General features: G+C 62.1%; 28 protein-coding genes and 5 tRNA genes. 10 read left to right on the top strand and 23 right to left on the bottom strand.

All coding sequences use genetic code 11. The features are described from left to right. Positions 1–294, bottom strand: coding sequence for a metal/formaldehyde-sensitive transcriptional repressor (locus JHD64_RS02350; protein ID WP_199052134.1), 294 nt, complete (start codon positions 292–294; stop codon positions 1–3). Between the two features lie 74 nt (positions 295–368). On the opposite strand from JHD64_RS02350, the gene JHD64_RS22325 reads away from it, so the two are divergent. Continuing rightward, positions 369–1,538, top strand: a complete 1,170-nt coding sequence (locus tag JHD64_RS22325) for a sulfite exporter TauE/SafE family protein (RefSeq protein WP_199052133.1) — start codon at positions 369–371, stop codon at positions 1,536–1,538. Between the two features lie 68 nt (positions 1,539–1,606). On the opposite strand, the gene JHD64_RS02340 is transcribed toward JHD64_RS22325, so the two are convergent. After that, on the bottom strand, positions 1,607–2,209 hold the full coding sequence (locus tag JHD64_RS02340; RefSeq protein ID WP_059287596.1) for a phosphatase PAP2 family protein: 603 nt from the start codon (positions 2,207–2,209) through the stop codon (positions 1,607–1,609). A 154-nt stretch (positions 2,210–2,363) separates the two neighbouring features. On the opposite strand from JHD64_RS02340, the gene chrA reads away from it, so the two are divergent. Next, positions 2,364–3,698 carry a chromate efflux transporter gene (gene chrA / locus JHD64_RS02335; RefSeq protein ID WP_199052132.1) on the top strand — a complete coding sequence of 445 codons (1,335 nt, stop codon included), beginning with the start codon at positions 2,364–2,366 and terminating at the stop codon, positions 3,696–3,698. A gap of 7 nt (positions 3,699–3,705) precedes the next feature. Here the strand turns inward: chrA and nudB are convergent, their stop codons facing one another. The 7 genes from nudB to JHD64_RS02300 all read right to left on the bottom strand — a co-directional run bounded on the left by nudB (position 3,706) and on the right by JHD64_RS02300 (position 9,133). Beyond that, positions 3,706–4,158 carry a dihydroneopterin triphosphate diphosphatase gene (gene nudB, locus JHD64_RS02330; RefSeq protein ID WP_199052131.1) on the bottom strand — a complete coding sequence of 151 codons (453 nt, stop codon included), beginning with the start codon at positions 4,156–4,158 and terminating at the stop codon, positions 3,706–3,708. Further along, a complete protein-coding gene (locus tag JHD64_RS02325) occupies positions 4,148–4,783 on the bottom strand; it encodes a response regulator transcription factor (protein ID WP_199052130.1) in 636 nt (211 codons plus the stop codon). The genes nudB and JHD64_RS02325 overlap by 11 nt, the downstream gene beginning before the upstream one ends. Continuing rightward, positions 4,780–6,087: a mechanosensitive ion channel family protein gene (locus JHD64_RS02320; RefSeq protein ID WP_199052129.1), complete on the bottom strand. Its 1,308-nt coding sequence runs from the start codon at positions 6,085–6,087 to the stop codon at positions 4,780–4,782. Before JHD64_RS02320 ends, JHD64_RS02325 begins: the two co-directional genes overlap by 4 nt. Positions 6,088–6,113: 26 nt before the next feature. Beyond that, positions 6,114–6,803, bottom strand: a complete 690-nt coding sequence (lolD, locus tag JHD64_RS02315) for a lipoprotein-releasing ABC transporter ATP-binding protein LolD (protein WP_059286718.1) — start codon at positions 6,801–6,803, stop codon at positions 6,114–6,116. Then, positions 6,796–8,043 carry a lipoprotein-releasing ABC transporter permease subunit gene (locus tag JHD64_RS02310; protein WP_199052128.1) on the bottom strand — a complete coding sequence of 416 codons (1,248 nt, stop codon included), beginning with the start codon at positions 8,041–8,043 and terminating at the stop codon, positions 6,796–6,798. Before JHD64_RS02310 ends, lolD begins: the two co-directional genes overlap by 8 nt. Before the next feature lie 13 nt (positions 8,044–8,056). Beyond that, positions 8,057–8,269, bottom strand: a complete 213-nt coding sequence (locus JHD64_RS02305; protein WP_059286722.1) for a hypothetical protein — start codon at positions 8,267–8,269, stop codon at positions 8,057–8,059. Positions 8,270–8,344: 75 nt separating this feature from the next. Further along, on the bottom strand, positions 8,345–9,133 hold the full coding sequence (locus JHD64_RS02300) for a C40 family peptidase (RefSeq protein ID WP_199052127.1): 789 nt from the start codon (positions 9,131–9,133) through the stop codon (positions 8,345–8,347). 60 nt (positions 9,134–9,193) lie between these two features. Here JHD64_RS02300 and JHD64_RS02295 point away from each other — a divergent pair, with 60 nt between their 5' ends. From JHD64_RS02295 to JHD64_RS02285, 3 genes are all read left to right on the top strand, one after another. Then, on the top strand, positions 9,194–10,876 hold the full coding sequence (locus JHD64_RS02295; RefSeq protein WP_110313185.1) for an AarF/ABC1/UbiB kinase family protein: 1,683 nt from the start codon (positions 9,194–9,196) through the stop codon (positions 10,874–10,876). Next, positions 10,877–11,656: a hypothetical protein gene (locus tag JHD64_RS02290; protein WP_199052126.1), complete on the top strand. Its 780-nt coding sequence runs from the start codon at positions 10,877–10,879 to the stop codon at positions 11,654–11,656. It begins immediately after the preceding gene. Between the two features lie 93 nt (positions 11,657–11,749). Then, complete coding sequence (locus JHD64_RS02285) at positions 11,750–12,103, top strand: DUF2325 domain-containing protein (protein ID WP_059286715.1); 354 nt, start codon at positions 11,750–11,752, stop codon at positions 12,101–12,103. Between the two features lie 49 nt (positions 12,104–12,152). Here the strand turns inward: JHD64_RS02285 and JHD64_RS02280 are convergent, their stop codons facing one another. From JHD64_RS02280 to hpnC, 8 genes are all read right to left on the bottom strand, one after another. Beyond that, on the bottom strand, positions 12,153–12,332 hold the full coding sequence (locus JHD64_RS02280; RefSeq protein WP_059286714.1) for a zf-HC2 domain-containing protein: 180 nt from the start codon (positions 12,330–12,332) through the stop codon (positions 12,153–12,155). Next, on the bottom strand, positions 12,329–12,889 hold the full coding sequence (locus JHD64_RS02275) for a sigma-70 family RNA polymerase sigma factor (RefSeq protein ID WP_199052125.1): 561 nt from the start codon (positions 12,887–12,889) through the stop codon (positions 12,329–12,331). The genes JHD64_RS02280 and JHD64_RS02275 overlap by 4 nt, the downstream gene beginning before the upstream one ends. Before the next feature lie 2 nt (positions 12,890–12,891). Continuing rightward, a complete protein-coding gene (radA, locus tag JHD64_RS02270) occupies positions 12,892–14,256 on the bottom strand; it encodes a DNA repair protein RadA (RefSeq protein WP_199052124.1) in 1,365 nt (454 codons plus the stop codon). Positions 14,257–14,277: 21 nt separating this feature from the next. Then, on the bottom strand, positions 14,278–14,886 hold the full coding sequence (locus JHD64_RS02265) for a hypothetical protein (RefSeq protein ID WP_199052123.1): 609 nt from the start codon (positions 14,884–14,886) through the stop codon (positions 14,278–14,280). Positions 14,887–14,941: 55 nt separating this feature from the next. Beyond that, a complete protein-coding gene (locus JHD64_RS02260; RefSeq protein ID WP_199052122.1) occupies positions 14,942–15,700 on the bottom strand; it encodes an SDR family oxidoreductase in 759 nt (252 codons plus the stop codon). A gap of 19 nt (positions 15,701–15,719) precedes the next feature. Beyond that, positions 15,720–17,024 carry a hydroxysqualene dehydroxylase HpnE gene (hpnE, locus tag JHD64_RS02255; protein WP_110313186.1) on the bottom strand — a complete coding sequence of 435 codons (1,305 nt, stop codon included), beginning with the start codon at positions 17,022–17,024 and terminating at the stop codon, positions 15,720–15,722. Positions 17,025–17,031: 7 nt separating this feature from the next. Then, positions 17,032–17,877 carry a presqualene diphosphate synthase HpnD gene (gene hpnD / locus JHD64_RS02250; RefSeq protein ID WP_110313187.1) on the bottom strand — a complete coding sequence of 282 codons (846 nt, stop codon included), beginning with the start codon at positions 17,875–17,877 and terminating at the stop codon, positions 17,032–17,034. 72 nt (positions 17,878–17,949) lie between these two features. Further along, complete coding sequence (hpnC, locus tag JHD64_RS02245; protein WP_059286089.1) at positions 17,950–18,762, bottom strand: squalene synthase HpnC; 813 nt, start codon at positions 18,760–18,762, stop codon at positions 17,950–17,952. Positions 18,763–18,892: 130 nt separating this feature from the next. Between hpnC and JHD64_RS02240 the strand changes: the two genes are divergently transcribed. From JHD64_RS02240 to JHD64_RS02220, 5 genes are all read left to right on the top strand, one after another. Further along, positions 18,893–18,968: transfer RNA gene (locus JHD64_RS02240), tRNA-Ala, on the top strand. Between the two features lie 29 nt (positions 18,969–18,997). Further along, positions 18,998–19,073: transfer RNA gene (locus JHD64_RS02235), tRNA-Glu, on the top strand. Between the two features lie 22 nt (positions 19,074–19,095). Next, positions 19,096–19,171, top strand: a tRNA-Ala gene (locus JHD64_RS02230). 51 nt (positions 19,172–19,222) lie between these two features. Beyond that, positions 19,223–19,298, top strand: a tRNA-Ala gene (locus tag JHD64_RS02225). A gap of 52 nt (positions 19,299–19,350) precedes the next feature. Beyond that, positions 19,351–19,426: transfer RNA gene (locus JHD64_RS02220), tRNA-Ala, on the top strand. A 47-nt stretch (positions 19,427–19,473) separates the two neighbouring features. Here JHD64_RS02220 and JHD64_RS02215 read toward each other — a convergent pair. The 6 genes from JHD64_RS02215 to JHD64_RS02190 all read right to left on the bottom strand — a co-directional run bounded on the left by JHD64_RS02215 (position 19,474) and on the right by JHD64_RS02190 (position 24,696). Next, a complete protein-coding gene (locus JHD64_RS02215; RefSeq protein ID WP_199052120.1) occupies positions 19,474–20,136 on the bottom strand; it encodes a hypothetical protein in 663 nt (220 codons plus the stop codon). A 178-nt stretch (positions 20,137–20,314) separates the two neighbouring features. Beyond that, positions 20,315–20,938, bottom strand: a complete 624-nt coding sequence (gene ribA, locus JHD64_RS02210) for a GTP cyclohydrolase II (protein ID WP_059286076.1) — start codon at positions 20,936–20,938, stop codon at positions 20,315–20,317. Positions 20,939–21,021: 83 nt separating this feature from the next. Continuing rightward, complete coding sequence (locus JHD64_RS02205; RefSeq protein WP_059286077.1) at positions 21,022–21,729, bottom strand: GAF domain-containing protein; 708 nt, start codon at positions 21,727–21,729, stop codon at positions 21,022–21,024. A 204-nt stretch (positions 21,730–21,933) separates the two neighbouring features. After that, on the bottom strand, positions 21,934–23,025 hold the full coding sequence (locus JHD64_RS02200) for a polyamine ABC transporter substrate-binding protein (RefSeq protein WP_199052119.1): 1,092 nt from the start codon (positions 23,023–23,025) through the stop codon (positions 21,934–21,936). A 196-nt stretch (positions 23,026–23,221) separates the two neighbouring features. Next, positions 23,222–24,103: an Hsp33 family molecular chaperone HslO gene (hslO, locus tag JHD64_RS02195; RefSeq protein WP_059286079.1), complete on the bottom strand. Its 882-nt coding sequence runs from the start codon at positions 24,101–24,103 to the stop codon at positions 23,222–23,224. Next, positions 24,100–24,696: a hypothetical protein gene (locus JHD64_RS02190; protein ID WP_059285798.1), complete on the bottom strand. Its 597-nt coding sequence runs from the start codon at positions 24,694–24,696 to the stop codon at positions 24,100–24,102. Before JHD64_RS02190 ends, hslO begins: the two co-directional genes overlap by 4 nt. Between the last annotated feature and the right edge of the window lie 71 nt (positions 24,697–24,767).

Genomic DNA, 24,767 nt, shown 5'->3' with positions numbered 1-24,767 from the left:
TTACTTCAGGTAAGAACGCACGATCCGCATCACCTGATCCACCTCAGCCTGCCGGGCCGGCTGCGCTTCCGGCCCGTCTGCGGCAGGCTGCTGCAGTAGCAGATGCTCACGCAGATGGCCTTCCAGCACCTCGGCCATCAATCCGTTCACCGCCCCGCGAATGGCGGCGATCTGCTGCAACACCGCCATGCATTCCTGCCCCTCCTCCAGCGCACGCTCGATGGCCGCGGCCTGGCCCTTGATGCGCCGGACCCTGGCCAGTAAAGGCTTCTGACCCTTCATGGTATGTCCCATGCTGCTATTTTCCTTCTCCAAACATACTGGGGGGTAGTATATTGCGGGCAATTGCCAACACGAAGTCCGTCATCATGCCAGCTCTTTCCGAACTCATACAGCAAGGCTCGACCAATCTATGGTTGTTCATTCCATCCGCCATCCTGCTCGGTGCGCTGCATGGACTGGAGCCGGGCCACTCCAAGACGCTAATGGCGTCTTTCATCATCGCCATCCGTGGCAGCATCGCCCAGGCAGTCTTGCTGGGCCTGTGTGCGGCACTGTCGCATTCGCTGGTGGTATGGCTGCTGGCATCCACGGCACTGCATTTTGGTAACCAGCTGCTGGTGGAGCAGGCCGAACCCTGGCTGCTGCTGCTGTCCGGCCTAATCGTGCTGGGCATTGCCGGCTGGATGTGCTGGCGCACGCGGCAGGACAATCTGGCAGCCCGTGCCTGGCAGCATGCACCGCACGGCGGCAAGATCATCAACACCGGCCATGGCCTGGTGGAACTGCTGATCAGCCCCGGCCAGCCGGCGCATCTGCAGCTTTACTGCTACAACAACCAGCTGCGCCCGCGACCACCACAGGCCGACGTACGCTACCAGCTGCAGCTGCGCCGTGATGATGGCCACAGCGAAAGCCATGATTTGCTGCCACATGGCAAGGTCTTGCAATCGGCCCAGCCGGTGGCCGCGCCACACCAGTTTGATGTCACGCTGGACATGCGCCACGGCGGCCATGGCCACCAGTTTGCCGTGCGCTTCGGCCCGCCGCCGACCCGGCGCTATCGTAACCAGGCCGCTCCGGCAGCAGGCGGGCGTGGCCAGTTTGCCGCCAGGCGCCCGCAGCAAGGCCATGCGCAATCGGCAGCCAGTGCCGGCTATCAGGATGCCCACGAACAAGCCCATGCCGATGAAATTGCCCGCCGCTTTGCCGGCAAGCCGGTGAGCACGGCGCAGATCGCCCTGTTTGGCCTGACTGGCGGGCTGATGCCCTGCCCGGCCTCGGTCACCATCCTGTTGCTGTGCCTGCAACTGAAACGGGTGGCGCTGGGCCTGACCCTGGTGGCGTCTTTCAGCCTGGGGCTGGCGCTGTCGCTGGTCAGCGTGGGGGTGCTTGCCGCCTGGGGTGCCCAGCAACTGGGCCAGCGCCTGGGTAATCTGGATGGCCTGGCGCGGCGGCTGCCCTATCTGTCCAGCCTGCTGATGCTCGTGATCGCACTGGTGATGATGGTGCAGGGCTGGCGGCAACTGGCGGCCTGAGCCGGCCCAGACAATAAAAAAACGAGGCCGCAGCCTCGTTTTTTTTATTGCTCCAGCCATCAAAGGCATCAGGCCCTGATCCAGCCCAGCGCGATCGGCTTGGCCAGCAACAGGCGATACGCCTCGTTCAGCGGCGGCAACAGGCGCGCACCACAGGCCGGCCAGGCCAGCGCCAGCAGCCAGCAGTACAGCAAGGGCAGCAGCAGGCCGCCCAGGATGTCCAGCGGCCAGTGCACCCCCAGGTAGACCCGCGACCAGCCTACCGCCAGCGTCAGCAGCAGCAGGACACGGCCAAGGCGGGCCTTGCCGGCCAACCAGAAGGCATAGGCGGTGGTGGCAAAGATGGTGGTGTGGTCGCTGGGAAAGGAAGGATCGGCCGCGTGGGCGATAAAGCGGTAGCCCAGACCGATGGCAAAGGGGCGCGGGTGATCCCAGGCCAGGCCGATCAGCTGGTTGCACAACAAGGCCAGCCCGACACTGAGCAAGACCCGCAAGGCTCGTTCGCGCTGCGCTTGTTCGCCCCACAACCACATGCCCAGCAGCAGCAAGGGAATCAGCAGGATCAGGTATTTGGCCAGCACGATGGCCAGCATGATCAGTGGCGCAGGCGAGGCCGGCGTGGCATTGACGAGCAGGAACAGGGCCTGATTGATGCTTTCCAGTGCGGACATGACAGTTTGATGACGAAAATAAGAAAACCGGATTGTAACGGGCAGCAGGCGCGCTGTCCTTGCTTGTTTTGTGACGAAGCATGTCTTTGCCTGCCCATGGGCCGGACTGCGCTACAGTAGCGCCTTGTCCAGCCACCCAACACGCAGGAGTGCCATGTCTTCCAGTCCGCCCCCAGCGGCTCCCGCCGCAGTCAGCCTGCGACAAGCCTTCGCCTTCTGGCTCAAGCTGGGTTTTATCAGCTTTGGCGGCCCCGCCGGGCAAATCGCCCTGCTGCATCAGGAGCTGGTGGAAAAACGCCGCTGGATCTCGGAGCGGCGCTTCTTGCATGCGCTCAATTACTGCATGCTGCTGCCGGGGCCGGAGGCTCAACAGCTGGCCACCTATATCGGCTGGCTGATGCATCGCAGCTGGGGCGGCATCATCGCAGGCGGGCTGTTCGTCCTGCCTTCGCTGTTCATCCTGAGCGGGCTGTCCTGGCTGTATCTGGCGCTGGGCCAGCTACCCCTGGTGGCCGGACTGTTTTACGGCATCAAGCCGGCCATTGTCGCGATTGTGCTGCAGGCAGCACTGCGCATCGGCCAGCGCACGCTGAAAAACCGGTTGCTGTGGACGCTGGCGGCGGCCTCCTTTGTGGCACTGGCGCTGTTTGGCCTGCCGTTTCCGCTGATCGTACTGGCTGCCGCCGCCATCGGCTATCTGGCCGGCCAGCGCCATCCGGCGCTGTTTGCCGCCGCCAGCAGCAGCCATGGCCAGCGTGCCACGGCCAGCGGCCCGGCACTGATCGACGATGACACCCCCACCCCGGCGCATGCCCGTTTCAGTCTGGCACGCCTGCTGCGGGTGCTGCTGGCCGGCGGCCTGCTATGGGCCGTGCCGCTGCTGGTGCTGCTCGGCCATTATGGCTGGCAGCATCCGTTTACCCAGATGGGCTGGTTTTTTACCAAGGCAGCCTTGCTGACCTTCGGTGGTGCCTATGCGGTCCTGCCCTATGTCTATCAGGGCGCGGTCAGCCACTATGGCTGGCTGAGTGCCGGGCAGATGATGGACGGGCTGGCGCTGGGCGAAAGCACGCCCGGGCCGCTGATCATGGTGGTGGCCTTTGTCGGCTTTGTCGGCGGCTATCAGCATGTGGCTGGCAGCACGCCCTGGCTGGCCGGTGTCATGGCCGCCTGCCTGGTCACCTGGTTTACCTTCTTGCCGTCTTTTCTGTTCATTCTGGCCGGCGGGCCACTGATCGAGCGCACGCACGGCACGCTGTCGCTCACCGCACCGCTCACCGCCATCACGGCGGCCGTGGTCGGTGTCATTGCCAATCTGGCATTGTTCTTCGGCTGGCATGCACTTTGGCCGCAGGGCTGGCAGGCCGGGCCGGACTGGCCGGCCGTGCTGCTTGCGCTGGCGGCGGCGCTGGCGCTGTTGCGCTACAAGGTGGGGGTGATCCCGGTTCTGGCAGCCGCCGCGCTATGCGGCTGGCTGCTCAGGCTCTGAGCAGGGTCTAAGCCTGTTCGAGGCCGAGGCGGAATGGCAGCAGGCGGATGGCGGCGGCATTGGACGGAGAAAACACCAGCTCGGCCGCCTGCTGCCAGGGCAGCCACTGCTGGGCGGTGTGTTCGCCGGGGGCTAGCTGCACACTGAGCGGCTGTGCCAGCTGCAGGCCGAACACATACTCGTCGTTATGCGTCACCCCGTCAGGATAACGGTGCCGCCAGTGCGGGTAGATTTCGTAGCGGTTGTGCAGCTGCCAGTCGCTCAATTGATGCTGGCTGGCATCCAGCCCGGTTTCTTCCAGCAATTCGCGGCAGGCGGTTTCGCGCAGGCTTTCCTCGCCCTCGCGGCTGCCGGTGACCGATTGCCAGTAGCCGGCCTTGTCGGCGCGTTCGATCAACAATACCTGGCCGTCGGCAGTGTGAATCACCACCAGTACCGAAACCGGCTGCTTAGTGCCCATCGCCACGACTCCCGCCATGCTCGGACTGGCTGGCAGCCAGCAGGCCGGCCAGCTCCACCGCCGATTTGACACCCATTTTCTCGAATACCCGCGAGCGGTGTACTTCCACCGTTTTCATGCTGATGGAAAGATCCTCGGCAATCTGCTTGTTGAGCTTGCCCAGCAGGATCAGCTGCATGACTTCCTTTTCCCGCTCGGTCAGCAAGGCCAGCAAGGCGCTGACGCGCTGGCGGCGACCGTGGGCCGCGCGGTTGGCTTCATCCTGGCGCAGCATCTTTTCCACCCGCGCCAGCAGCACCTCGTCATCAAAGGGCTTTTCCATGAAATCCAGCGCCCCCAGCTTGATGGCCGCCACCGCATGCGGCACATCGCCGTGCGCGGTGAGCATGATGGCCGGCGGGCAATAAGCCAGCTCGGCCAGCCGCTCCAGCAACATGATGCCGGACATGCCGGACATGCGCAGGTCGACGATCAGGCCATTGAAACCGGCATCCGGCCCGGTGGCCAGAAACTCCTCGGCACTGTCAAAACCGCTGACCTGATAACCCTGGCCATCCAGCAGCCAGATCAATGCCTGCCGCACCGCGGCATCGTCATCCACAATCGCCAGTCGTTTGCCGCTCATGCCTGCTCTCCCCGGCCGGGCAGTGCCCCAGCCACCTCGCTGACAATACGCACATCCCGCTGCGGGTAGGGAATCTCGATGCCGAGCTCCTTGAAGCGCCGCCAGATGGCCAGATAGATTTCCGATTTCAAGCCCATGAAGCCGTTTTCCGGGTCTTTCACCCAGATGCCCAGTTCCAGATTGATGCCGCTATCGGCAAAGGCCGTGACAAAAGCCGCCGGCGCCGGGTCGGTCGGCACCCGTGGGTGCACGGCGGCTTCACGCAGCACGGCCAGCGCCTGCTCCAGATCGGTGGCGTAATCCACCTGGATGGGCAGGCTGATCCACATGGCCTTGTCCGAATAGGACTGGTTGATCACGGTATTGGAAATCAGTGCATCGTTCGGCACCAGCGCCTCGGAGCCATCGGCACTTTTCAGCACCACATAGCGCGAGGTGATGCGGGTGACATAGCCCACCCGGTTATCCACCATCAGCCGGTCGCCGATGCGGATGGAGCGGTCCAGCAGGATGATGAAGCCGGAGACATAATTGCTGGCAATTTTCTGCAAGCCAAACCCCAGACCCACACCCACCGCCCCGCCGAATACCGACAGTACGGTAAGGTCTATCCCCACCACCGGCAGGGCAATCAGTACCGCCACGACAATCAGCAGGGTGCGCGCCATCTTGGCAAACACGATGCGCAGCGACAGGTCCATGTGCTTGAGCCCCATCACCCGCGCCTCGATCACCCGGCTGATCCACAAGGCCACCACCACGATGATGGACACCCACAGCATGGCATTGAGGATGGTCAGCAGGTCCAGATGTGTCTTGCCCACGCTGAAGGACACCGACTGCAGCCAGTCCAGCATCACTTCATCGAAACCGATGGCCCAGCTGACAAAACCCAGCCACAGCACAGTGGCAATGAAGTGTTCGGAGTTACGCTCGAACTTGCCTTGCGGCAGGGCCTGACGCATCACCGCGGAAAACAGCCGGATCACCCCCAGCCAGAACAACATGGCGGTAAACAAGGGCAGCAGGTGCGGACGCGTGTGCAGCACCAGCATCCAGCCCATGATGCAAAACAGCATGGAAAACAGGGAGACCAGCGGCAAGACCAGGCGGAAGGCGGTGTAGGGAATGAAACGGTCGTAACGCTCGGGGTGATGCTGGAACCAGCGCCGGAACGCCTGGCGCGCGGCAAACACCCCCAGCAACAGGCATAGCACGCCCAGCAGCAGCTGGGTCAGCCCGGGGCCGGTCTGCAGCGCTTGCAGTACCACGTCAAAATCCATTTCTTCACGCACAAACAGCATTGTTTTCTCCGTATCGCGCTGATGGCTCAGGCGCTCAGCCCTGCGTCCTGCAAACGGCCTTCCACCAGCCGCAGTGTGCGTTGCGCCCGGCCGGCCAGCTCCAGATCATGGGTGACGATGATCAGGCTGGTGCCCAGGCCCTCGTTCAGCTCCAGCATCAGGTCGAACACCTGGCGGGCGGTCTGGTAATCCAGATTGCCGGTCGGCTCATCGGCCAGCAGGCAGGCCGGCTGTGTCACCAGTGCCCGGGCAATGGCTGCACGCTGGCGCTCACCGCCGGACAATTCGCCCGGCTTGTGCTGCAGGCGTTGTGACAGGCCCACCCGCTCCAGCATGGCAGCCGCCTGCTCGGCAGCCTCCTTGCGCGGCAGGCGGCGAATCAGCAAGGGCATCATCACGTTTTCCAGTGCCGAAAATTCCGGCAACAGATGATGGAACTGGTAAACAAAACCCAGCGACTGGTTGCGCAGCACGCCCCGTTCGGCCTCGGACAGACTGGCCAGATCGCGCCCCAGCACTTCCACCACACCCTGGCTGGGCGTATCCAGCCCGCCCAACAGGTGCAGCAGCGTGCTTTTGCCCGAACCGGAAGCCCCGACAATGGCCAGCCGCTCGCCCTTGTCCACCCGGATTGTCACATCCGCCAGCACGGTCAGGTTGAGCCGGCCTTCGCTATAGGTTTTGCCCAGATGGCGGCAGTTCAGCACATTACTCATAGCGCAGCGCCTCCGCCGGCTGGGTGCGCGCAGCACGCCAGCTGGGATAAATGGTGGCCAGCAAGGCCAGCAACAGGGCAATCACGGTAATGGTGCTCACGTCGCCCAGCTGCACGTCGGATGGCAGGTAGTCGATCATGTACACCTCGCTGGACAAGAGCTTGGTGCCCAGCACGCGTTCGATCAGCGGCACGATCACATCCAGGTTCAGCGCCACCAGCACCCCGCCGGCCACGCCGGCCAGAGTGCCGCTGACCCCGGCCACCGAGCCCTGGATCATGAAAATCTTCATGATGCTGGATGGTGACGCCCCCAGCGTGCGCAGAATGGCAATATCGGCCTGCTTGTCGGTCACCACCATCACCAGGGTGGACACCAGATTGAAGGCCGCCACCGCCACGATCAGGGTGAGGATGATGGTCATCATGCGTTTTTCGATTTGCACGGCACGGAAGTAATTGGCATTGGTATCGGTCCAGTCGGTCACCTGATCCTGCTGGCCCAGCGCCTGTTGCAGATTGGCCTTGACCAGCGGAGCCAGCATCGGGTCATCCAGCTTCAGGCGCACGCCGCTGACCGTATCGCCCAGCCGCGACAACACCTGGGCATCCTGCAGATGGATCATCGCCAGCGAGGCGTCGTATTCGAACATGTCCACCTTGAAAATGCCGATCACGGTGAACTGCTTGTAGCGCGGAATCATTCCCGCCGGGGTGACCGTCCCCTCCGGGGTAAACAGCGTCACCTTGTCACCCATGCCCACATTCAGCTGCCGCGCCAGCTCCACCCCCAGCACGATGCCGAACTGGCCGGGCTTGAGCGCCTCCAGCCGGCCCTTTAGCATGTGCTGGCCCACATCCACCACCTTGTCTTCCAGTGCCGGCTCGATGCCGCGCACCAGGCCGCCGCGCACATTGCCATAGGCGGAAAACAGGCCCTGGCCATTGACGAAGGGGGCGGCAGCCAGCACGTGGGCATCGCGTTCGGCCACCTTGGCCACGCCCTGCCACTGCGGCAGACGACCATCAAAGGCGGAGATTTCCACATGGGAGGCCACGCTGAGGATGCGGCCACGGATTTCCTTCTGGAAACCGTTCATCACCGACAGCACGATGATCAGTGCCGCCACGCCCAGCGCGATGCCGACAATGGATATCAGGGAAATGAAGGAGATAAAACCATTGCGCCGTTTGGCGCGCAGATAACGCAGCCCGATCAGGACTTCAAAAGGCCATTGCATGCCGGTCTGCCTTTCAGGGCTGATAGGGGTTGTGCAGGCTTTGCATCAGCCGCACCAGGAAATCCTTGACCTGCTGTTCGTCACAGCCCATCAGAATGGCATCTTCCAGCGCGTCCTGCGCCATTTGCTGCAATTCCTCCAGGTTTTCGTTCATTACCTTGATTTTTTCCACACAGGCGACAATGCCGCCCTGCGGATCTTTCCATACCGGAATGTCAATATTCATGGCCATGCCTGGCTAATCCTGAAAACGCAATGCCCGCCAAGGCGGGCATCGTGATGATGGTCAGCCGCCGACGCGTCAGTCGGCGACCTTTTTCTTCTTGCCGTGGCCGGACTTGCCGGCGTGGGCGGACTTGTCAGCGCGGGCCGATTTGCCACTCTTGCCGGCTTTCTCGGCCTTGCCGCCTTTTTTCTTGCTGGCCGGTGCTTCGGCCACGGCCTTGCACTTCCTGCCTTTGCGACATTTTACCTTGGGTGCAGCCGCGGCACTGTTGTCACGCGACTTGGCGGCAACCGCATCGCTGCCCCCCGGCAGCTCGTCCGCGGCCTGCACATTGGCATTATTGCGGTTGATGCGGCGTGCGCCATTCCAGCGGCTTTGCCAGTAGCTCTGGTTCAGGCTCACCACTTCGACATTGCGCCCGGTGCGCGGCGCATGGATGAACTTGCCGTTGCCCATATACATGCCAACATGGGAATAGGCAAAACCGCGGGTATTGAAGAAGACCAGATCACCGGCGACCAGTTCACTTTTATCGACAGCCTTGCCGATATGCGCCATCTCGGCCGAGGTTCGCGGCAAATTGACCTTGAGGGATTTCTGGAATACATAACGGACAAAACCGCTGCAATCCAGACCACTGACCGGCGAATTGCCACCAAAACGGTAGGCCACACCCAGCAGGCTCATGGCCTGCAGCAGCAAATCACCTACAGCATCCTCGCCGGGCGAGGCATACTTGGCAATGGGGTCTTCCGAGGCCTCGACCTTGGGCCGTGCATCCTGCACATTCTTTTCCGGTGCGGCCTGGGCAAAAACCATGACGCCAGCAAGCATCACGGCGAGTAATCGGAGTTGCAATTTCATAGGCCGCACTCTATCGGACAGGGCCGGGAGTGTAAAGCCAACTTGGACACCAGATAGCCCATGCTCAGAGAAACTCTTGTTGCAATGCGCGACCTTCCGCGCCTGAAGGAAATCAGCGGCATCCTCATTCGCCATGGCCTGGGAGAATTCGCCCAGCGCCTGCGCCTGCCACGCGCCATGGAAAAAGCCGGCGAATGGCTGAACCTGCACCTGCCGGATGCCGATGCCGGCCTGCCCACCCCGGTGCGGGTGCGACTGGCCTTCGAGGAACTGGGCCCCACCTTTATCAAGCTGGGGCAGATCCTGTCGACGCGGGTGGATGTTTTCCCGGCCGAGTGGATTGCCGAATTCGAAAAACTGCAGTCCACCGTGCCGCCGGTCGACCCGGCCTCGGTACGGCTGCTGGTGCAAAAGGCGCTGGGCAAGCCGCCGGAAGAGCTGTTTGCCAGCTTCGAGGAAAAGCCCATCGGCTCGGCCTCCATTGCCCAGGTGCATTTTGCCACCCTGCACGATGGCAGCCAGGTGGCGGTCAAGCTGCGCCGTCCCGGCATCGTGGAAAAGGTGGATGCCGACCTGCGCATCCTGGCACACCTGGCCACGCTGATCGAAATGGAGTTCCCGGATGCGCGGCGCTTCCAGCCGGTGGAAATCGTCAGCCAGTTTTCCCGCTCACTGAAACGCGAGATGGATCTGGCGGTGGAAGCGCGCAATATGGAACGCTTCGCCCGCGATTTTGCCGATGACCCGCAAGTGGTGGTACCCAAGGTGTATTGGGACTACACCAATCCGGCAGTGAATGTGCAGCAGCATATCGATGGCGTGCCGGCCAGCCGCCTCGACCAGCTGGCCGCCAGCGGCCTTGACCCGGTGGAGCTGGCCAGCCGCGGGGCCGACGCGGTGTTGAAGATGATTCTGCTCAACGGTTTTTTCCATGCCGACCCGCACCCCGGCAATGTGTTCTTCCTGCCGGAACACCGCATCGCCTTTATCGATTTCGGCATGGTGGGCCGCATCAGCCATGGCCGGCGCGACGAGATCGTCGATCTGCTGGCGGCACTGGCCGAACGCAACGAACACGCCATGATGGACGTGTTGATCGAGTGGACCGGCAACACCCCGGTGGATGAACAAAAGTTCGCCTACGACATCAGCGAATTCATGTTCCAGTACGAACATGTGCCGCTGAAAGATCTCAACATCAGCCAGCTGATCACCGACATCATGGCGCTGATCCGTGACCACGGCATCTTGCTGCCGCCGGACATGGCCATGCTGTTCAAGGCACTGATCACGCTGGAAGGACTGGGCCGCCAGCTCGATCCGGACTTCCAGCTGGTGGAGCACATCACGCCCTTTGTGCGCGAACTGCTGCTGGCGCGCTACCACCCGAAAACCCTGCTCAAGCGTGGCAAACTCACCCTGCAGGAAACGCTGGGCATGCTCACCGGCCTGCCGCGCGACATCCTGCGGCTGTCCAAGGACATCCGCCAGGGCAAGTTCCGCATCCAGCTGGACCTGCAGCGGCTGGACAGCTTCGGCAAACAGCTGGACCGCAGTACCAACCGCCTGACCATGGCCATCGTCACCGGCTGCCTGATCATCGGCTCCTCCATCGTGATGACGGTGAACGCCGGGCCCAAGCTGTTCGGCCTGCCCTTCTTCGGTTTCATCGGCTTCATGATCGCCCTGTTCAACAGCGTATGGCTGATCTGGTCGATCTGGCGCTCGGGCAAGGAGCTGTAAATGCGTCTTCTGTTACTTGTTGCGGTATTGCTGGTCAACAGCACCGCCCAGGCCATGCAACTGGTAGAACTGAACTGGCGCACCCCCAGCGAATTGCAAGCGGCCTTGCAGCCGCAACTGCGGCCGGATGAACGGCTGAGTGCGATGGACAACCAGCTGATCATCGATGCCAGCCCAGCACGTGAGCAGCAGCTGGCGGCACTGGCCAGACAGCTGGATGTGCGCCCGCTCAGCCTGCGGCTGGAAGTGAGCCAGTCCGGCAGCAGCCTGCAGAGCCAGTCCGGGGTGCAGCTGCAGGGCGGCATCAGCATTGGCCGCATCATGCCCGGTCAGCCGGTTGGCAAGCTGGCCCTGTCCGCCGGGCAGGACAGCCGCAGCCAGTCCGGCCAGAGCCTGCAAAGCCTCACCCTGCTGGACGAGCACAGCGGCTTTATCCAGCTGGTGCAAAGTCGTCCCCTGCCCTGGCTGCTGCTGACACCACAAGGCAATATCGTACGCGGCAGCAGCTGGCAGGAAGCCGTCAGCGGCTTTTATGCCCTCCCCCGCCTGCAGGGTGAACGGGTGCTCATCGAACTGGCAGTCAGCCAGCAGGCTTTTGCCGGCAAGCAGCGCGCGGGCAGCCAGCTTTCCACCACCGTGGCCGGGCGCCTGGGTGAATGGATAGAGGTGGCCAGCATAGGCCGTGACCAGCAAGGCCAGCACAGCTTGCTGCTGGGCAGTGGCCGCCAGTTGCTGAGCGAGCAGCAGTCGGTACGCATCCGCGTGCAGCTCCTGCCCTAGCCGCTTGCCAGCCGGGCAAATCTGCGCTGAGGGGTCTTGTCTTTGTAAATAATAATGATTATCATTTGCAAAACATATCGATCAGGAGCTGTCATGAATGCAATGCTGGTAGGCGCGGATACGCTGGGCAATATTCCCGAGGTGCTGCAAGAGTTCGGCATCACCATTCACCGCCACCTGAACGGGCGCAACAGCTCGCATCAGCGCAAGAGCGACCGTCTGCCGGCCGGCACCGATCTGCTCATCCTGTTCACCGATTTTCTCGGCCACAATGTGATGCGCCATTTCCGCGCCCTGGCGGCGGAAGAACAGGTCCGCTTCATCGCCTGCCGCCGCTCGGTCTGTGCCCTGAAACAGTCGCTGGACTGCGCCGGCCTCTCCAGCAAACAGTGTGGCAGCTGCCCGCAGCGCTGCCAGCCTGCGGCCAGCAGCAAGAAACGCCATTAAGCAAAAAGCCGGGCATGGACCCGGCTTTGGCATGACTGCGGCAACAGGCTTACTCGCCGCGCCCGGCCTTGCGTGCGGCCTGCTGCAACAGCTGCAGTTGATGTGAAAACTGGCGGCAGTTGCCGCACATCCACAAATGCACCCGCAGGCGCACGTATTGCCATTGGTTCAAGGGCTGGTCCAGCCCCTGTGATATCAGGCGACTGGCCTGCCGGCAATTGATCTTCATGCCTTGGCCTCCCCGGTCCAGCGTATTTCGAAACATTCGCGCAAGCTCATGCGGGCGCGATACAGCAGTACTGAACAGTTAGTCGCGGTCACGTCCAGATTGTTACAGATTTCGGCAATTTCCAGCCCCATCACCTCGCGCATGACAAAAGCCATGGCGGTGCGGCGCGGCATCACCTCGGAACAGCGCTCGAACACTTCCCAGAACTGACGGGACATCAGCGACTCTTCCGGCCCGCTCCAGGCCTTGATCTTGTCCTGCCAGTGGCCATCCTTGCTGAACAGGCCGTCAAAGTCGCTGTCATCGGTTTCATCCTCCAGCGATTCGAACAGCACCTCCTTGCCCTTGCGGCGCAGCCGGTCGATCAGCTTGAAGCGCAGGATGGAAGTCAGCCAGGTGCGCAGGCTGGACTTGCCACTGAAGCTGTCGCCCGACTCCAGCGCGGCCAGCACGGTCTCCTGCACGATTTCATTGGCCGCATCGCGGTCGCGCAGCTGCGCCAGCGCATAGCGCTGCAGATAGGCCAGTTCGGCTTCCAGATCGGCGTGGGCAATCATGCTCAGTCTCCTCGGCAATAATCGACCGCATGTTCCAGCCGGTCGACGGTAATCACTTCCAGCCCTTCGATAGGCTGGCGCGGCTTGTTGGCCGTGGGCACGATGGCGCGGCCAAAGCCCAGCTTGGCGGCTTCCTTCAGCCGCTCCTGTCCGCGCGACACCGGGCGCACCTCGCCGGCCAGGCCCACTTCGCCAAACACCACCAGCTTTTCCGGCAGGGGCTTGTTACGCAAGGACGATACCATGGCCAGGATCACTGCCAGGTCGGCGGCCGGCTCGCTGATCTTGACCCCGCCCACCGCATTGAGAAACACATCCTGATCAAAGCAGGCCACGCCGCCGTGGCGGTGCAGCACGGCCAGCAGCATGGCCAGCCGGTTCTGTTCCAGCCCCACCGCCAGCCGCTTGGGCTGCATGCCGTGGCAATCGTCCACCAGCGCCTGGATTTCCACCAGCAGCGGGCGGCTGCCCTCCTGGGTGACCAGCACGCAGGAGCCGGCCACATCGTCCCGGTAGGACGACAAGAAGATGGCCGAAGGGTTGGACACGCCCTTGAGCCCGGTTTCGGTCATCACGAACACGCCCAGCTCGTTGACGGCGCCAAAGCGGTTCTTGATGGCGCGGATCATGCGGTAGTTGGAGTGGGCATCGCCCTCGAAATACAGTACGGTGTCCACCATGTGTTCCAGCACGCGCGGACCGGCCAGCGAGCCTTCCTTGGTGACATGGCCGACCAGCAGGATGGTGGTGCCGGTCTGCTTGGCCATGCGGGTCAGCTGGGCGGCACATTCGCGCACTTGCGATACCGAGCCGGGGGCCGAGGTCACCTGTTCGGTGTAGAGGGTCTGGATGGAGTCGATCACCGCCACTTCCGGCTGCTCCTGCTTGAGCGTTTCCAGAATGGCTTCCAGGCGGATTTCCGCCAGCAGATTGACCTGGCTGGGGTCGACCGCCAGCCGCGAGGCACGCAGGGCGATTTGCTGGGGCGATTCCTCGCCCGACACATACAGCACCTTGCGCCGCTTGCCGATCACCGCCAGTGCCTGCAACAACAGGGTGGATTTGCCGATGCCAGGGTCGCCGCCAATCAGGATGACCGCCCCGCGCACGATGCCGCCGCCCAGTACCCGGTCCAGCTCGTCAATGCCGGAAGGGTCACGCGGGACTTCCTCGGTCTTGACCTCGGACAGCACTTGCACGCGGGCATTGGTGGTGGACCAGGACTGGAAACGCGGGTTGCTGGCGGCCGGGGTGGCCACGGCTTCCACCAGGGTGTTCCAGGCAGAACAATGGGGACACTGGCCCTGCCATTTCGGCACTTGGCCGCCGCACTCGGTGCAGCTGAAAACAGTTTTGGTTTTTGCCATCAGGAAAAGCGCAGGAAGGATTCAACCGGGATTGGCGTTATTGGCATTCTCGGCCGGGGGCTGGCCGTTGTCGGCAGGTTTGTTGCCATTGAGTTGCTGGATGATGTTGAGCAGGCGTTTCTGGTCAGGTTCGCCGGCAGTGGCACCGCCACCGGCCTTGGACTTGGCTTTGTCGCCACCACCATTATGGCGGATGGCGGCCAGTACGGCCGCCACTTGCGGATCGGTCTTGGCAGCCTTGTCGGCTTCCTCGCTGCTCAGCGGTGGCGGCGCAGCCGGGCCGGGTGCGGCACTGGAGGACTTGCCCTCCGCTGCCGGTGCCGCGGTGGAGGCACCTTCACGTGTCGGGGTCGAGCTGTCGGCATGGGCTTTGGGCATGTCACCGGCCGGCGGTTCCATGGTTTCCAGCTTGTTTTTGGCCATGTACTCGTTCATCTCGCGCCAGCCGGCGTAAATGGCCGCGGTATCGGCATCCGGATTGCGCTTGAAGCACTCTTCCAGCGAACGGCCGGTCTGGCGGCAGGCAGCGCCCAGCGCCTTGTGTGCCTCCTTGGACAGGCCGGACACATTATTGACCCAGTTGCAGCCGGCCAGCAGCACCAGCAAGGGCCAGATCCACAGACTCTTCATGCTCTCCCCCATAGACCATCTGCCGGCCACCGCATGATGGCCGGCCTTGTGCTGCTTATTCGCCCTTGCGGCTGCGCAGGTCCAGCTCGACGATTTCGCCGCTCTGTCCCTTGCTGGACTCACTCATCCAGTGCAGCAGATAGGGCATCAGCGTGGCCAGATCAGCGCGCTCGCTCTTGGCCTCGCCCGGATGGGTGCGGTTGCGTTGCGGCGAATTCACCGGTCCCGGAATCAGCAGGTTGACGCGCAGGTTCGGATACACCTCCCACTCGTCGGCGGCCACGCGGGTCAGGTAATTCAGGCCGGCCTTGGACGCGCCAAAGCCACCCCAGTAGGCGGCCGGGTGCAGCGAGTGGGTTTCTCCCATGAACAAGACCGAGGCGTCCGCCGACTCCTTCAGCAGCGGCAGGCAGGCGCGGGTCAGCGCAAACGGTGCCACGGTATTGATGCGGTACTGGTTCATCCACTCGTCTATGCCCTGGTTGGACAGTGGCGACAAGGCATAAAAATGCGAGGCGCAATGCACGATGCCATCCAGCTGGCCCAGCTCGCGCTTGATCTGGAAGGCGGCATTGCTCAATTGTTCGTCAGTGGCCGTCAGCAGATCCAGCGGAATGGCGGCCGGCTCTTTGCCACCGGCGGCCACGATTTCATCGTAGACCTTTTCCAGCCCCTTGACGCTGCGCGCCAGCAAGACCACCGCCGCACCATGCGCGGCAAACGTCAGCGCAGCTTCCCGACCTACCCCCTGCGTGGCCCCCGTCACCAGAATGACGCGGCCAGCCAGACAATCTTTGGCAAATGTTTGGTTCATATTGATTTTCTGCTGTGAGTCACCCAGCGGTAACCCGTGATGATGACAAATCCTGCAATAGCTGGCGGGCGGCGGTCACACCGCTTTGCACCGCACCTTCCAGCGTGGCGGGGTAGTCCGGGCACAGCCAGTCTCCCGCCAGAAAAACCGATTGTACCCTGCTACGGCAGTGTGGTCTTGTCAGTCCCACGGTGGAGGCAAAGGTGGCGCGCTTTTCCACGATCAGCTGCGCGGCGCTGGGCTGCAGACCATTCAAGTCCGGCAGCAGCGCACCGATATCCACCTCGATCTTGCGCAGCAGCGCTTCGCGGCTCAGCGCCTGCACCGCCAGCGGTGGTGCGCTGATGACGGCGGCCAGCAAGCCACGCTCTCCCGACAAGGCCTGACGGTCGAACAGCCAGTCCAGCGTGCCGCCCTGCAAGCCCATCATCGGCAAGGGCATGGCGATGTCGGCGTCGTAGCGCAGATATGCGGTATATATCGGCCAGTACTGGAAAGCCTTGACCTGGGCTTGCAAGCCGGGCTCTTGCAGCAGGGCGGCGGCGTGATAGGGCGCCAGCGCCACGATGGCAGCATCAAACCGCTCCCCTTCCACCAGCACGCCGTGCGGGACGGCCTGCAACTGCTCCACACGCAGTCCGCCACGCCACTGCACGCCCTGCTCGGTCAGCCAGCGCAAGGCCGGGGCCGGAAACAGCGCGGACAGGTCCTGCCTGGGCAGCAAGAGGTCGCTGTCGGCACGACGGCCGCCCAGGCTGTCGCGCAGCGTGGTGGCCAGAATCTGCATCGACGCCTGCTCCAGCGGGGTATTGAGCGCCGACAGCACCATGGGCCGCCAGAATTGTTGCACCAGCCAGTCCGACTGGGCCTGCTGCCGCAACCATTGCTTGACCGTGCAGTCCCTGGCCAGCTGCCAGCCCTGCCGCTTCAGGCTTTGCAAGGCTCGGGCCAAGCGCCACTTGTCCTGCCAGGCCAAGCCCTTGGCCGACAGCAGGCCGGCCAGTACATGCAGTGGTGCCGGCCAGCGCGGACAGTGCATGCGTATGCCATCCTGGCGATGCCAGCTCAGGGGCAGGCGCTGCATGGCCTGCTCGGGGTCGACACCCACCTTGCGCATCAGCCGCAGGCACTGCTGATAGCCGCCGATCAGAATATGCTGGCCGTTATCCAGCTGGCTGTCGCTGGCACTGATGCGGCGTGCCCGCCCGCCCGGCTCGCGCCCGGCTTCAAACAGCGTCAGCTCGGCGTGGCCAGCCAGCTCGACCGCGGCCGCCAGGCCGGCCCAGCCGGCGCCGATGATGGCAATGCGTGGAGTGCGCGCCATGTCGCGATCAGGCCCGGTAGCCCAATACCCAGGTGCGCCAGGCCAGCCACAGCTTGCGCAGCGGCGTCAGCGACAGGCGCTGGTTGAGCACCTTGGCCGGGCCGTCCAGCTGGATTTCCTCCAGCGTGGCGCGGTAAATGGCGGCCATCAGCAGGCCGGGGCGCTGGCTCTTGCGATCCACGGCCGGCAGCAGCTCCCAGGCGCGGCGGTAGTATGCGCGGGCGCGCTCGATCTGGAAGCTCATCAGTGCGGCGAATTCGGGGGTTTCCCGGTAGCTGCTCAGATCACTGGCCGGGACATTGAAGCGCTGCAACTCTTCCACCGGCAGGTAGATGCGGCCACGGCGCACGTCTTCACCCACGTCACGGATGATATTGGTCAGTTGAAAGGCAATGCCCAGTTCGTGGGCGTATTTCAGGGTCTGCCGGTCCTGGTAGCCGAAAATCTGCGCCGCCAGCTGGCCCACCACGCCGGCCACCCGGTGGCAGTACAACAGCAAGTCCTGAAAACGCTCGTAGCGGGCGAAGTCCAGGTCCATCTGCATGCCGTCGACGATTTCTTCCAGCAGGTTTTGCGGCAGGTCGAGCGCTGCCACATGCGGCTTGAGCGCCTGCATCACCGGGTGTTCAGGCTGGCCGTGGTAGAGCTTTGCCACCTCGCCACGCCACCAGGCCAGCTTGGCACGGGCCACGCCCTCGTCGTGGCATTCGTCCACCACATCGTCCACTTCGCGGCAAAAGGCATACAGCGCGGTAATGGCGTCGCGGCGGTCGGCCGGCAAAAAGCGGAAACTGTAGTAAAAGCTGGAGCCGCTGCTGGCGGCCTTGTCCTGACAATACTGCTGCGGCGTCACTCGCCTCTCCTCATCTGCCATCGGGCCGGCCGGAGCGTCCCGAAGTATGGTTGTTATTGTCTGTACTGGTCATCAGCGGGCGCGCAGCGCACGCCACAACATATAGATCCAGTCGCGCCAGGTCAGCACCGGGCGCTGGCGGAACACATCGCCGCCACTGTCGTGCAGCTTTTTCAGAATGCGCTCGCCGCCCATGATGACCAGCCGCAACTCCAGCCCCAGCCGTCCCTTGAGCACCTTGCCCAGCGGCGCACCGGCCTGCAGCATTTTACGGGTGCGCTCGATTTGCGCCAGCATCATCGGCCGCCACAGGCCGCTGGCATCGCGCCCGGCGATCTGCGACTCGCGAATGCGGAATTTTTCCAGGTCATCCAGCGGGATATAAATGCGGTCCTTGTCCCAGTCGATGGCCACGTCCTGCAGGAAGTTGATCAGCTGCAGTGCAGTGCAGATGCCATCGGACATGGCCAGGCTGCGCGGGTCGTTTTCACCATACAGCGCCAGCATCAGCCGCCCGACCGGATTGGCCGAACGGCGACAATAATCCACCACTTCGGCAAAATTCTGGTAACGCTTTTTCACCACATCCTGGCTGAAAGCCGACAGCAGATCGTAAAACGGCTGCATGGGCAGCGCATGGCTGCGAATGGCCGCCGCCAGATTACGCATCAGCGGCATGGCCGGCGTGCCGCCATCGCGGATCACGTCCAGCTGCTCTTGCAGCTGCGCCAGTTCGCGCAGCCGCTCTTGCGGCTGCTGGTCGCCCTCGTCGGCCACATCATCGGCATAGCGGGCAAAATGGTAGATGGCATGCACCGCCCGGCGCATGCGGCGGGGCAGCAAAATCGAACCTACCGGGAAGTTTTCATAATGGCCAACCGACATCGGCATTCCCGCACAGTCATTGCTAAGCCGCCGATTATAGCGCAGGCCGCGCAGCAAAATTTTTTTCGCAGATCCCTTTACAGCCAACGGCAGCCTGTCTATACTGCGCCCCACTGTGAACGACACACACGGGGCTATAGCTCAGCTGGGAGAGCGCTTGCATGGCATGCAAGAGGTCAGCGGTTCGATCCCGCTTAGCTCCACCAAACCGTTCCAGTCGGATAAAGTTCTTAGGGTCCCCATCGTCTAGTGGCCTAGGACATCGCCCTTTCACGGCGGTAACCGGGGTTCGACTCCCCGTGGGGACGCCAGAGTACCAGACGTAGTACCCGTGGGGGTATAGCTCAGCTGGGAGAGCGCTTGCATGGCATGCAAGAGGTCAGCGGTTCGATCCCGCTTATCTCCACCACAATTCAGATACTGATGACATCGCCTGACGGGTTTCATCAGTCCAGCATTCGGGGGTATAGCTCAGCTGGGAGAGCGCTTGCATGGCATGCAAGAGGTCAGCGGTTCGATCCCGCTTATCTCCACCACTACACAGTCAGCTGGCCGATGGCTCCAGACCACGGACAGACAAAGCATCACGGGGGTATAGCTCAGCTGGGAGAGCGCTTGCATGGCATGCAAGAGGTCAGCGGTTCGATCCCGCTTATCTCCACCAAATCGAAAGCCGGAATCTGATGATTCCGGCTTTTTTCATTGAGCACGCTATAAATTGCCCTGCTCCGGGCCTATCAGCTGGTTGATGCGCAACTCCTGCCCTGCCGCCTGCAGCAACAAGGGATGCTGGGCCATGCCGAAACCGTCGCGCACCAGGGCCATGACAAAGCGCATGCCATGCAACACCAGCCGCGCGGCGTGCTGCTCGTCCGGATGCAGCACATTGCCCACCCCCCTGGGCCGCTGCCGCCGCTCACGCCCGGCCGTCATCAGCCGCAAGCCCTCTGTCGGTGGCGCCTGCCGGCTATACAAGCGATAGGGCAAGGGCCATTCATCCACCACGGGCGGCTGACGCCCGGTCAGCTCCTGCACCACCTGCTCCAGCTCGCCGGCCAGCCGCAGCAGCACCTCCAGCCCGGCCTTTACCTGGCTGCGCCCGCCCTGCATCATCTGCTCGTGCAGCAACAGCACGCGACGGTGCAAAAAGCGCAGCTTGGCCAGCGCCAGCCGCCGTCCTGCGTCGTCCTGCCCTTCCCTGGCCTGCCTGGCCAGATCATCCAGATAGGCCACCCAGTCCAGATACTCGGCCAATACCTCGCTGCCAGGCTGAAACTCGGCCGCCTGCTCCGCGGCAGGGGTTGCACGGTAAGCCGGCGGCGGATTCCAGGCCGACGCATTCAACAGCACATTCTGCTTGGGTGTGACTTTCACCGTGATTCCTCATCGCCTTGCTTGCCAGCCCCAGGCAATTAAAACCATACGCTTATTTTATTTTAAATATATCGACAAATTATGCCCAAACTTTAACCGCCGCCATAGCCCGCGCGGCAGCCATAAAAAATGCCAGAGCAAAAGCTCTGGCATCGGGGGATGACAAGCAAGCAGCCAGTCAGGAAAACAGCATATGCCCCAGCTTGGCCGCCTTGGTATCCAGGTAATGGTCATTGTGCGGATTGCGCCCCACCATCAGTGGCACCCGCTCCACCACATCGATACCGGCGTTTTTCAGGGTCTCCAGCTTGCGCGGGTTGTTGGTCATCACCCGCACGCTCTTGATATTCAGCGCATCCAGCATGTGACGCGCCACGCGGAAATCGCGCATGTCGGCCGGGAAGCCCAGCTGTTCGTTGGCTTCCACGGTATCGGCGCCGCCATCCTGCAGCTTGTAGGCACGAATCTTGTTGATCAGGCCGATGCCGCGCCCTTCCTGTCGCAGGTAGAGCAAGGCACCGCGGCCCTCCTTGGCGATGGCATCCAGCGCCGCCTCCAGCTGGAAGCCGCAATCGCAGCGCAGCGAAAACAGCGCATCGCCGGTCAGGCATTCCGAATGCAGACGGGCCAGCACCGGCAGACCATCGGCCACATCACCCATGGTCAACACCACATGCTCGCGGCGGCTGTCCTGCTCTTCAAAGCCGTGCATGGTGAACACCCCGAACGGCGTGGGCAGCTTGCAACTGGCCACGTAATCAACAACGGGTTCAATCTGCGGGTTGGGGTATTGCACGGCCATGCTTGCTCCGGAATCTGTTCGGGAAACTTCGCGCTTGCTATGCGAAGCCATGTGGAGGGGAATATTCCCTAACTGAGGGCAATTTACGCCTTTTCAAGCGGCGTCATGGCAGCAAACGGCGCGGCCAGCACAATCGCCAAGGCCGCCAGCCATACCAGACGGCTTTCGTCGAAGAAACCGGTCTGGCTGGCTTCAGCATCCAGAATACCCAGCACGCGGTCGTGCTCGTCCACCACCGGCAGGCAGACTTCGCTTTTGACCTTGGGGTCGCATTCGTAATAGCCCCCACCTTCGGCACGCCACACAGCCACATCTTCAATCAGCACGCCCCAGCCGGTCAGCCCCACCCGGCTGTTATTGCTGGTTTCGGCAAAGGCTTCGGTCAGCGGAAACTCGGCCCGGCTGGGCAGGCCCTGATAAGCCAGCTTGACCAGCCGCGCGTCCTTGCCTTCGCCGGCGCGGCGATAAATGCCCAGCCAGTCGGCACCGATCTTGTGATTGACCGAATCCAGCAGCGCATGCAGATTGGTCAGCAGACTGCGGGCCGGCTCGCTCTCACCGCCAAACCAGGGCGCCAGGTCGTACGGCTCGTCAGCCAGTTCCTCGATCAGCGAGCAGCTACCGTCCTCGCTCAGCTTGGGCACCGGATAGCGGAACAGATCGCGCTGCAGCGGCGACTTGTCCACATCCAGCACCGCCTGCAACGTCATCACGGCAATTTGCAGTTCGGTACGATCAAGCTTCAAACCCTGTTCGCGCACATAATCATTAAGCTGGCGGTTGGGTATCATCAACACTCCTGGCATTTGCATAAACTTTTGCCGGCGGCCGCCTGACCACCGACAATATCGAACCTGCAAGGATACCAAGACCACCGGCAAAAGTCGCCCCGGTCACCAGCGTGGTTTCCCGCCTTTCCCGGATCAGAGCCCCGCGCCGGACATGAAAAAAGCTCCCTCACGGGAGCTTTTGCTGTACGGCATCAAGCAACAGGATCAGCTGGCACGGCCCAGCTTGAAGTTCTGCCACAGACGCGAGTAAACACGCAGGGTTTTCGGATCCACCGACTTCATGATGAAGCCTTTTTTCAGGTCATCCGCCGTCGGGAAGATGCTGCGGTCAGCCAGATATTTCTTTTCCACAAAGGGACGTGCAGCCAGGCTGCCCGGTGCATAGGTCACCTTGTTGGCATTGGCAGCGGCCACATGCGGGTCCAGCGTGTAATTGATGAAGGCCAGCGCATTGGCCACATTGGCCGAATCCTTCGGAATGGTCATGCTGTCCACCCAGAAGGCCACGCCGGTTGACGGCATCAGCACCTTGATGTTCACGCCGCGCTTGGCTTCTTCGGCACGGCGCTTGGCAATGTTCAGGTCGCCGCCATAACCCATGGCCAGGCAGACATCGCCATTGGCAATATCATTGATATAGCCGGAGGAGGAGAACTGGGTGATGCTGCTGCGGATGGCAGCCAGCTGCGGGGTAACCGCCTTGTAGTCGGCCTCGTTATTGCTGCCCGGCTGCTTGCCGTAGTAGTGCAGCACCTTGGGCAGTACGTCGGAAGCGGAATCCAGAATGCTGACGCCGCAGGACTTCAGCTTGGAAACGTATTCCGGCTTGAACAGCAGATCCCATTCATTGGCCGGCAGCTTGCCGCCCAGCGCCTTTTTCACCTTGTCTTCATTGATGCCCAGGGTGATGACGCCCCAGAAATACGGCACCGCATACTTGTTGCCCGGATCGGATGCTTCCATCAGTTTCAGCAGGGCCGGGTCCAGGTTCTTGTAATTGGGGATCTTGCTCTTGTCCAGCGGCTGGAACAGGCCACCCTTGATGCCCACTTCCAGCACATTGTTGGACGGTACGGTGATGTCATAGCCGGAATGACCTGTCACCAGCTTGGCATTCAGCGTCTCCATGCTGTCATACACGTCGTAACGCACCTTGATGCCGGTTTTCTTGCTGAAATCAGGCACCGTGGTCGGTGCTATGTAATCGGACCAGTTGTAAATGTTGACAACCGGTGCGCCAGCCTGAGCAGCCAGTGCAGATGCAGCCAGCAGGCCGCCTACAAGCATTTTTTTCATTGTTTTCCTACTCCTTTGATACAGGTTTGATGCTGCGTGCCCGTTTAGAATATCAGTACATTTATGATCAAATCTACTATTTCCTTAAACAGCCACAATTGCCAGGCCCCTCACGGCCTAGCAAAAGCTGCGGCAAAAATGCAAAAACCGCCAGAATATGGCGGTTTTGACACAGGCCGGCAAGACGGTGCCAGGACTAGTGACGTGCCTCGCGCACGGCAGCGACCAGATCGTAGTCGAACAGCGCATTGGCGTCTTCTTCATCGAAAACATAATGCTGGTTGCAGTAATCGCAGACGATCTCCACGCTGCCCTGCTCCAGCAGCACTTCGCCCACTTCCTGGCCGCCCAGCATTTTCAGCATATTGCCCACGCGCTCCTGACTGCAGTTGCAGGCAAAACTGACGCCCTCCGGCTCGAATACCCGCACCGTTTCCTCATGGAACAGCCGGTGCAGGATCTCCCCTGCCGACAGCTCAAGCAGCTCTTGCGCCTGCAAGGTGCGCCCCAGAATGCTGATGCGCTCCCAGCCCTCCGGCTCGCCGTGGCCTTCCGGCAGGCGCTGCAACAGCAAGCCGGCAGCCGTGCTGTCGTTACAAGCCAGCACCAGCCGCGTGTCCAGCTGCTCGGAGCGCTGCATGTAGTTTTCCAGCATCTGGCCGATAGTGTCGCCTTCCAGCGCCACAATGCCTTGCCAGGTTTGCGCCTTGTCATGCCGGGGTTCCAGCGTGATGACAAACTGGCCGCTACCGCCCAGCAGCTGCAGAATGGCCGCGTCGTCCGCCAGATCGCCATCCCACTTGGCGGTGGCGCGCACCGTGCGGTCGTGGTTGCACTCCACCACGGCCAGGCGCAAGGGGCCGTTGCCATGCAACTGCAAGATCAGCGCGCCTTCAAACTTGAGGTTGGCGGCCATCAGCTCGGCCGCTGCCATCATTTCGCCCAGAATGGCTTTCAGGGCTGCCGGATAGGCCCGGCGTGCCAGCACCTGCTGCCATGCGCCATCCAGGCGCACCAGCGCACCGCGTACCGGTGCACCATCAAACAGGAAGCGTTGCAAAGTATCGTGTTGGCTCATGCTGTTGTTTCCTTGGCGGCATCCTCGGCCACTTCTACGGTATAGACGGTCATCGGCAGGCAGGAATTGACATCAAACTCGCAACCGGCACGCACGCCGATCTCTGCGATTTCCCGTGCACTCAAATCCTGCTCGTAAGCGGCAAACATCGCTCCCATGGCGAATTTGCGCCCCGAACCTATCGCCCAGAAACGCGAGAACTGGTAGATCTCGCGCATGGGATAGACACCGAAAATACCGTGGGCATTGGCGATCACCACCATCATCTGACTGGATTCATAGGGATCTTCCTCGTCCTCTTCCGGACGCAGGTAAAACCCGTCTTTCAATTTGGGATGCAGCTTGCGAAAGGTATCGAAAATACCCTTGCGGCTGGTGAGATCCTTCTTTTTCAGCTCTTTCAGAGCGCCTTGCAATACCAGGTCGTGGGCGGCAGAACCGGAAATGGCCAGATAGCTGTCGCCATGCTGGAAGATCTTGTTATGGAAACAATCGTAACCGGCCAACAGCTTCTGGTCGTCGCCAAAGGTGGTCTGGCTATCGGCGGCAATAGCAATCTGATTGCCTTTTCTCACTGCCACAATGGTTGTCATTACTGCGCTGCCTGCTTGCAAGGGAAGGGGCTAATATAGGGCCGCAGCGCAAAAATGCAAGCCTGCGGCCA

The organism is Aquitalea sp. ASV15 (genome assembly GCF_016429115.1).
In the GTDB taxonomy this organism is placed as follows: Bacteria; Pseudomonadota; Gammaproteobacteria; order Burkholderiales; family Chromobacteriaceae; genus Aquitalea; species Aquitalea magnusonii.
Note: the sequence above shows the minus strand (reverse complement) of the source record. Positions and strands in the feature narration are given on the sequence as shown.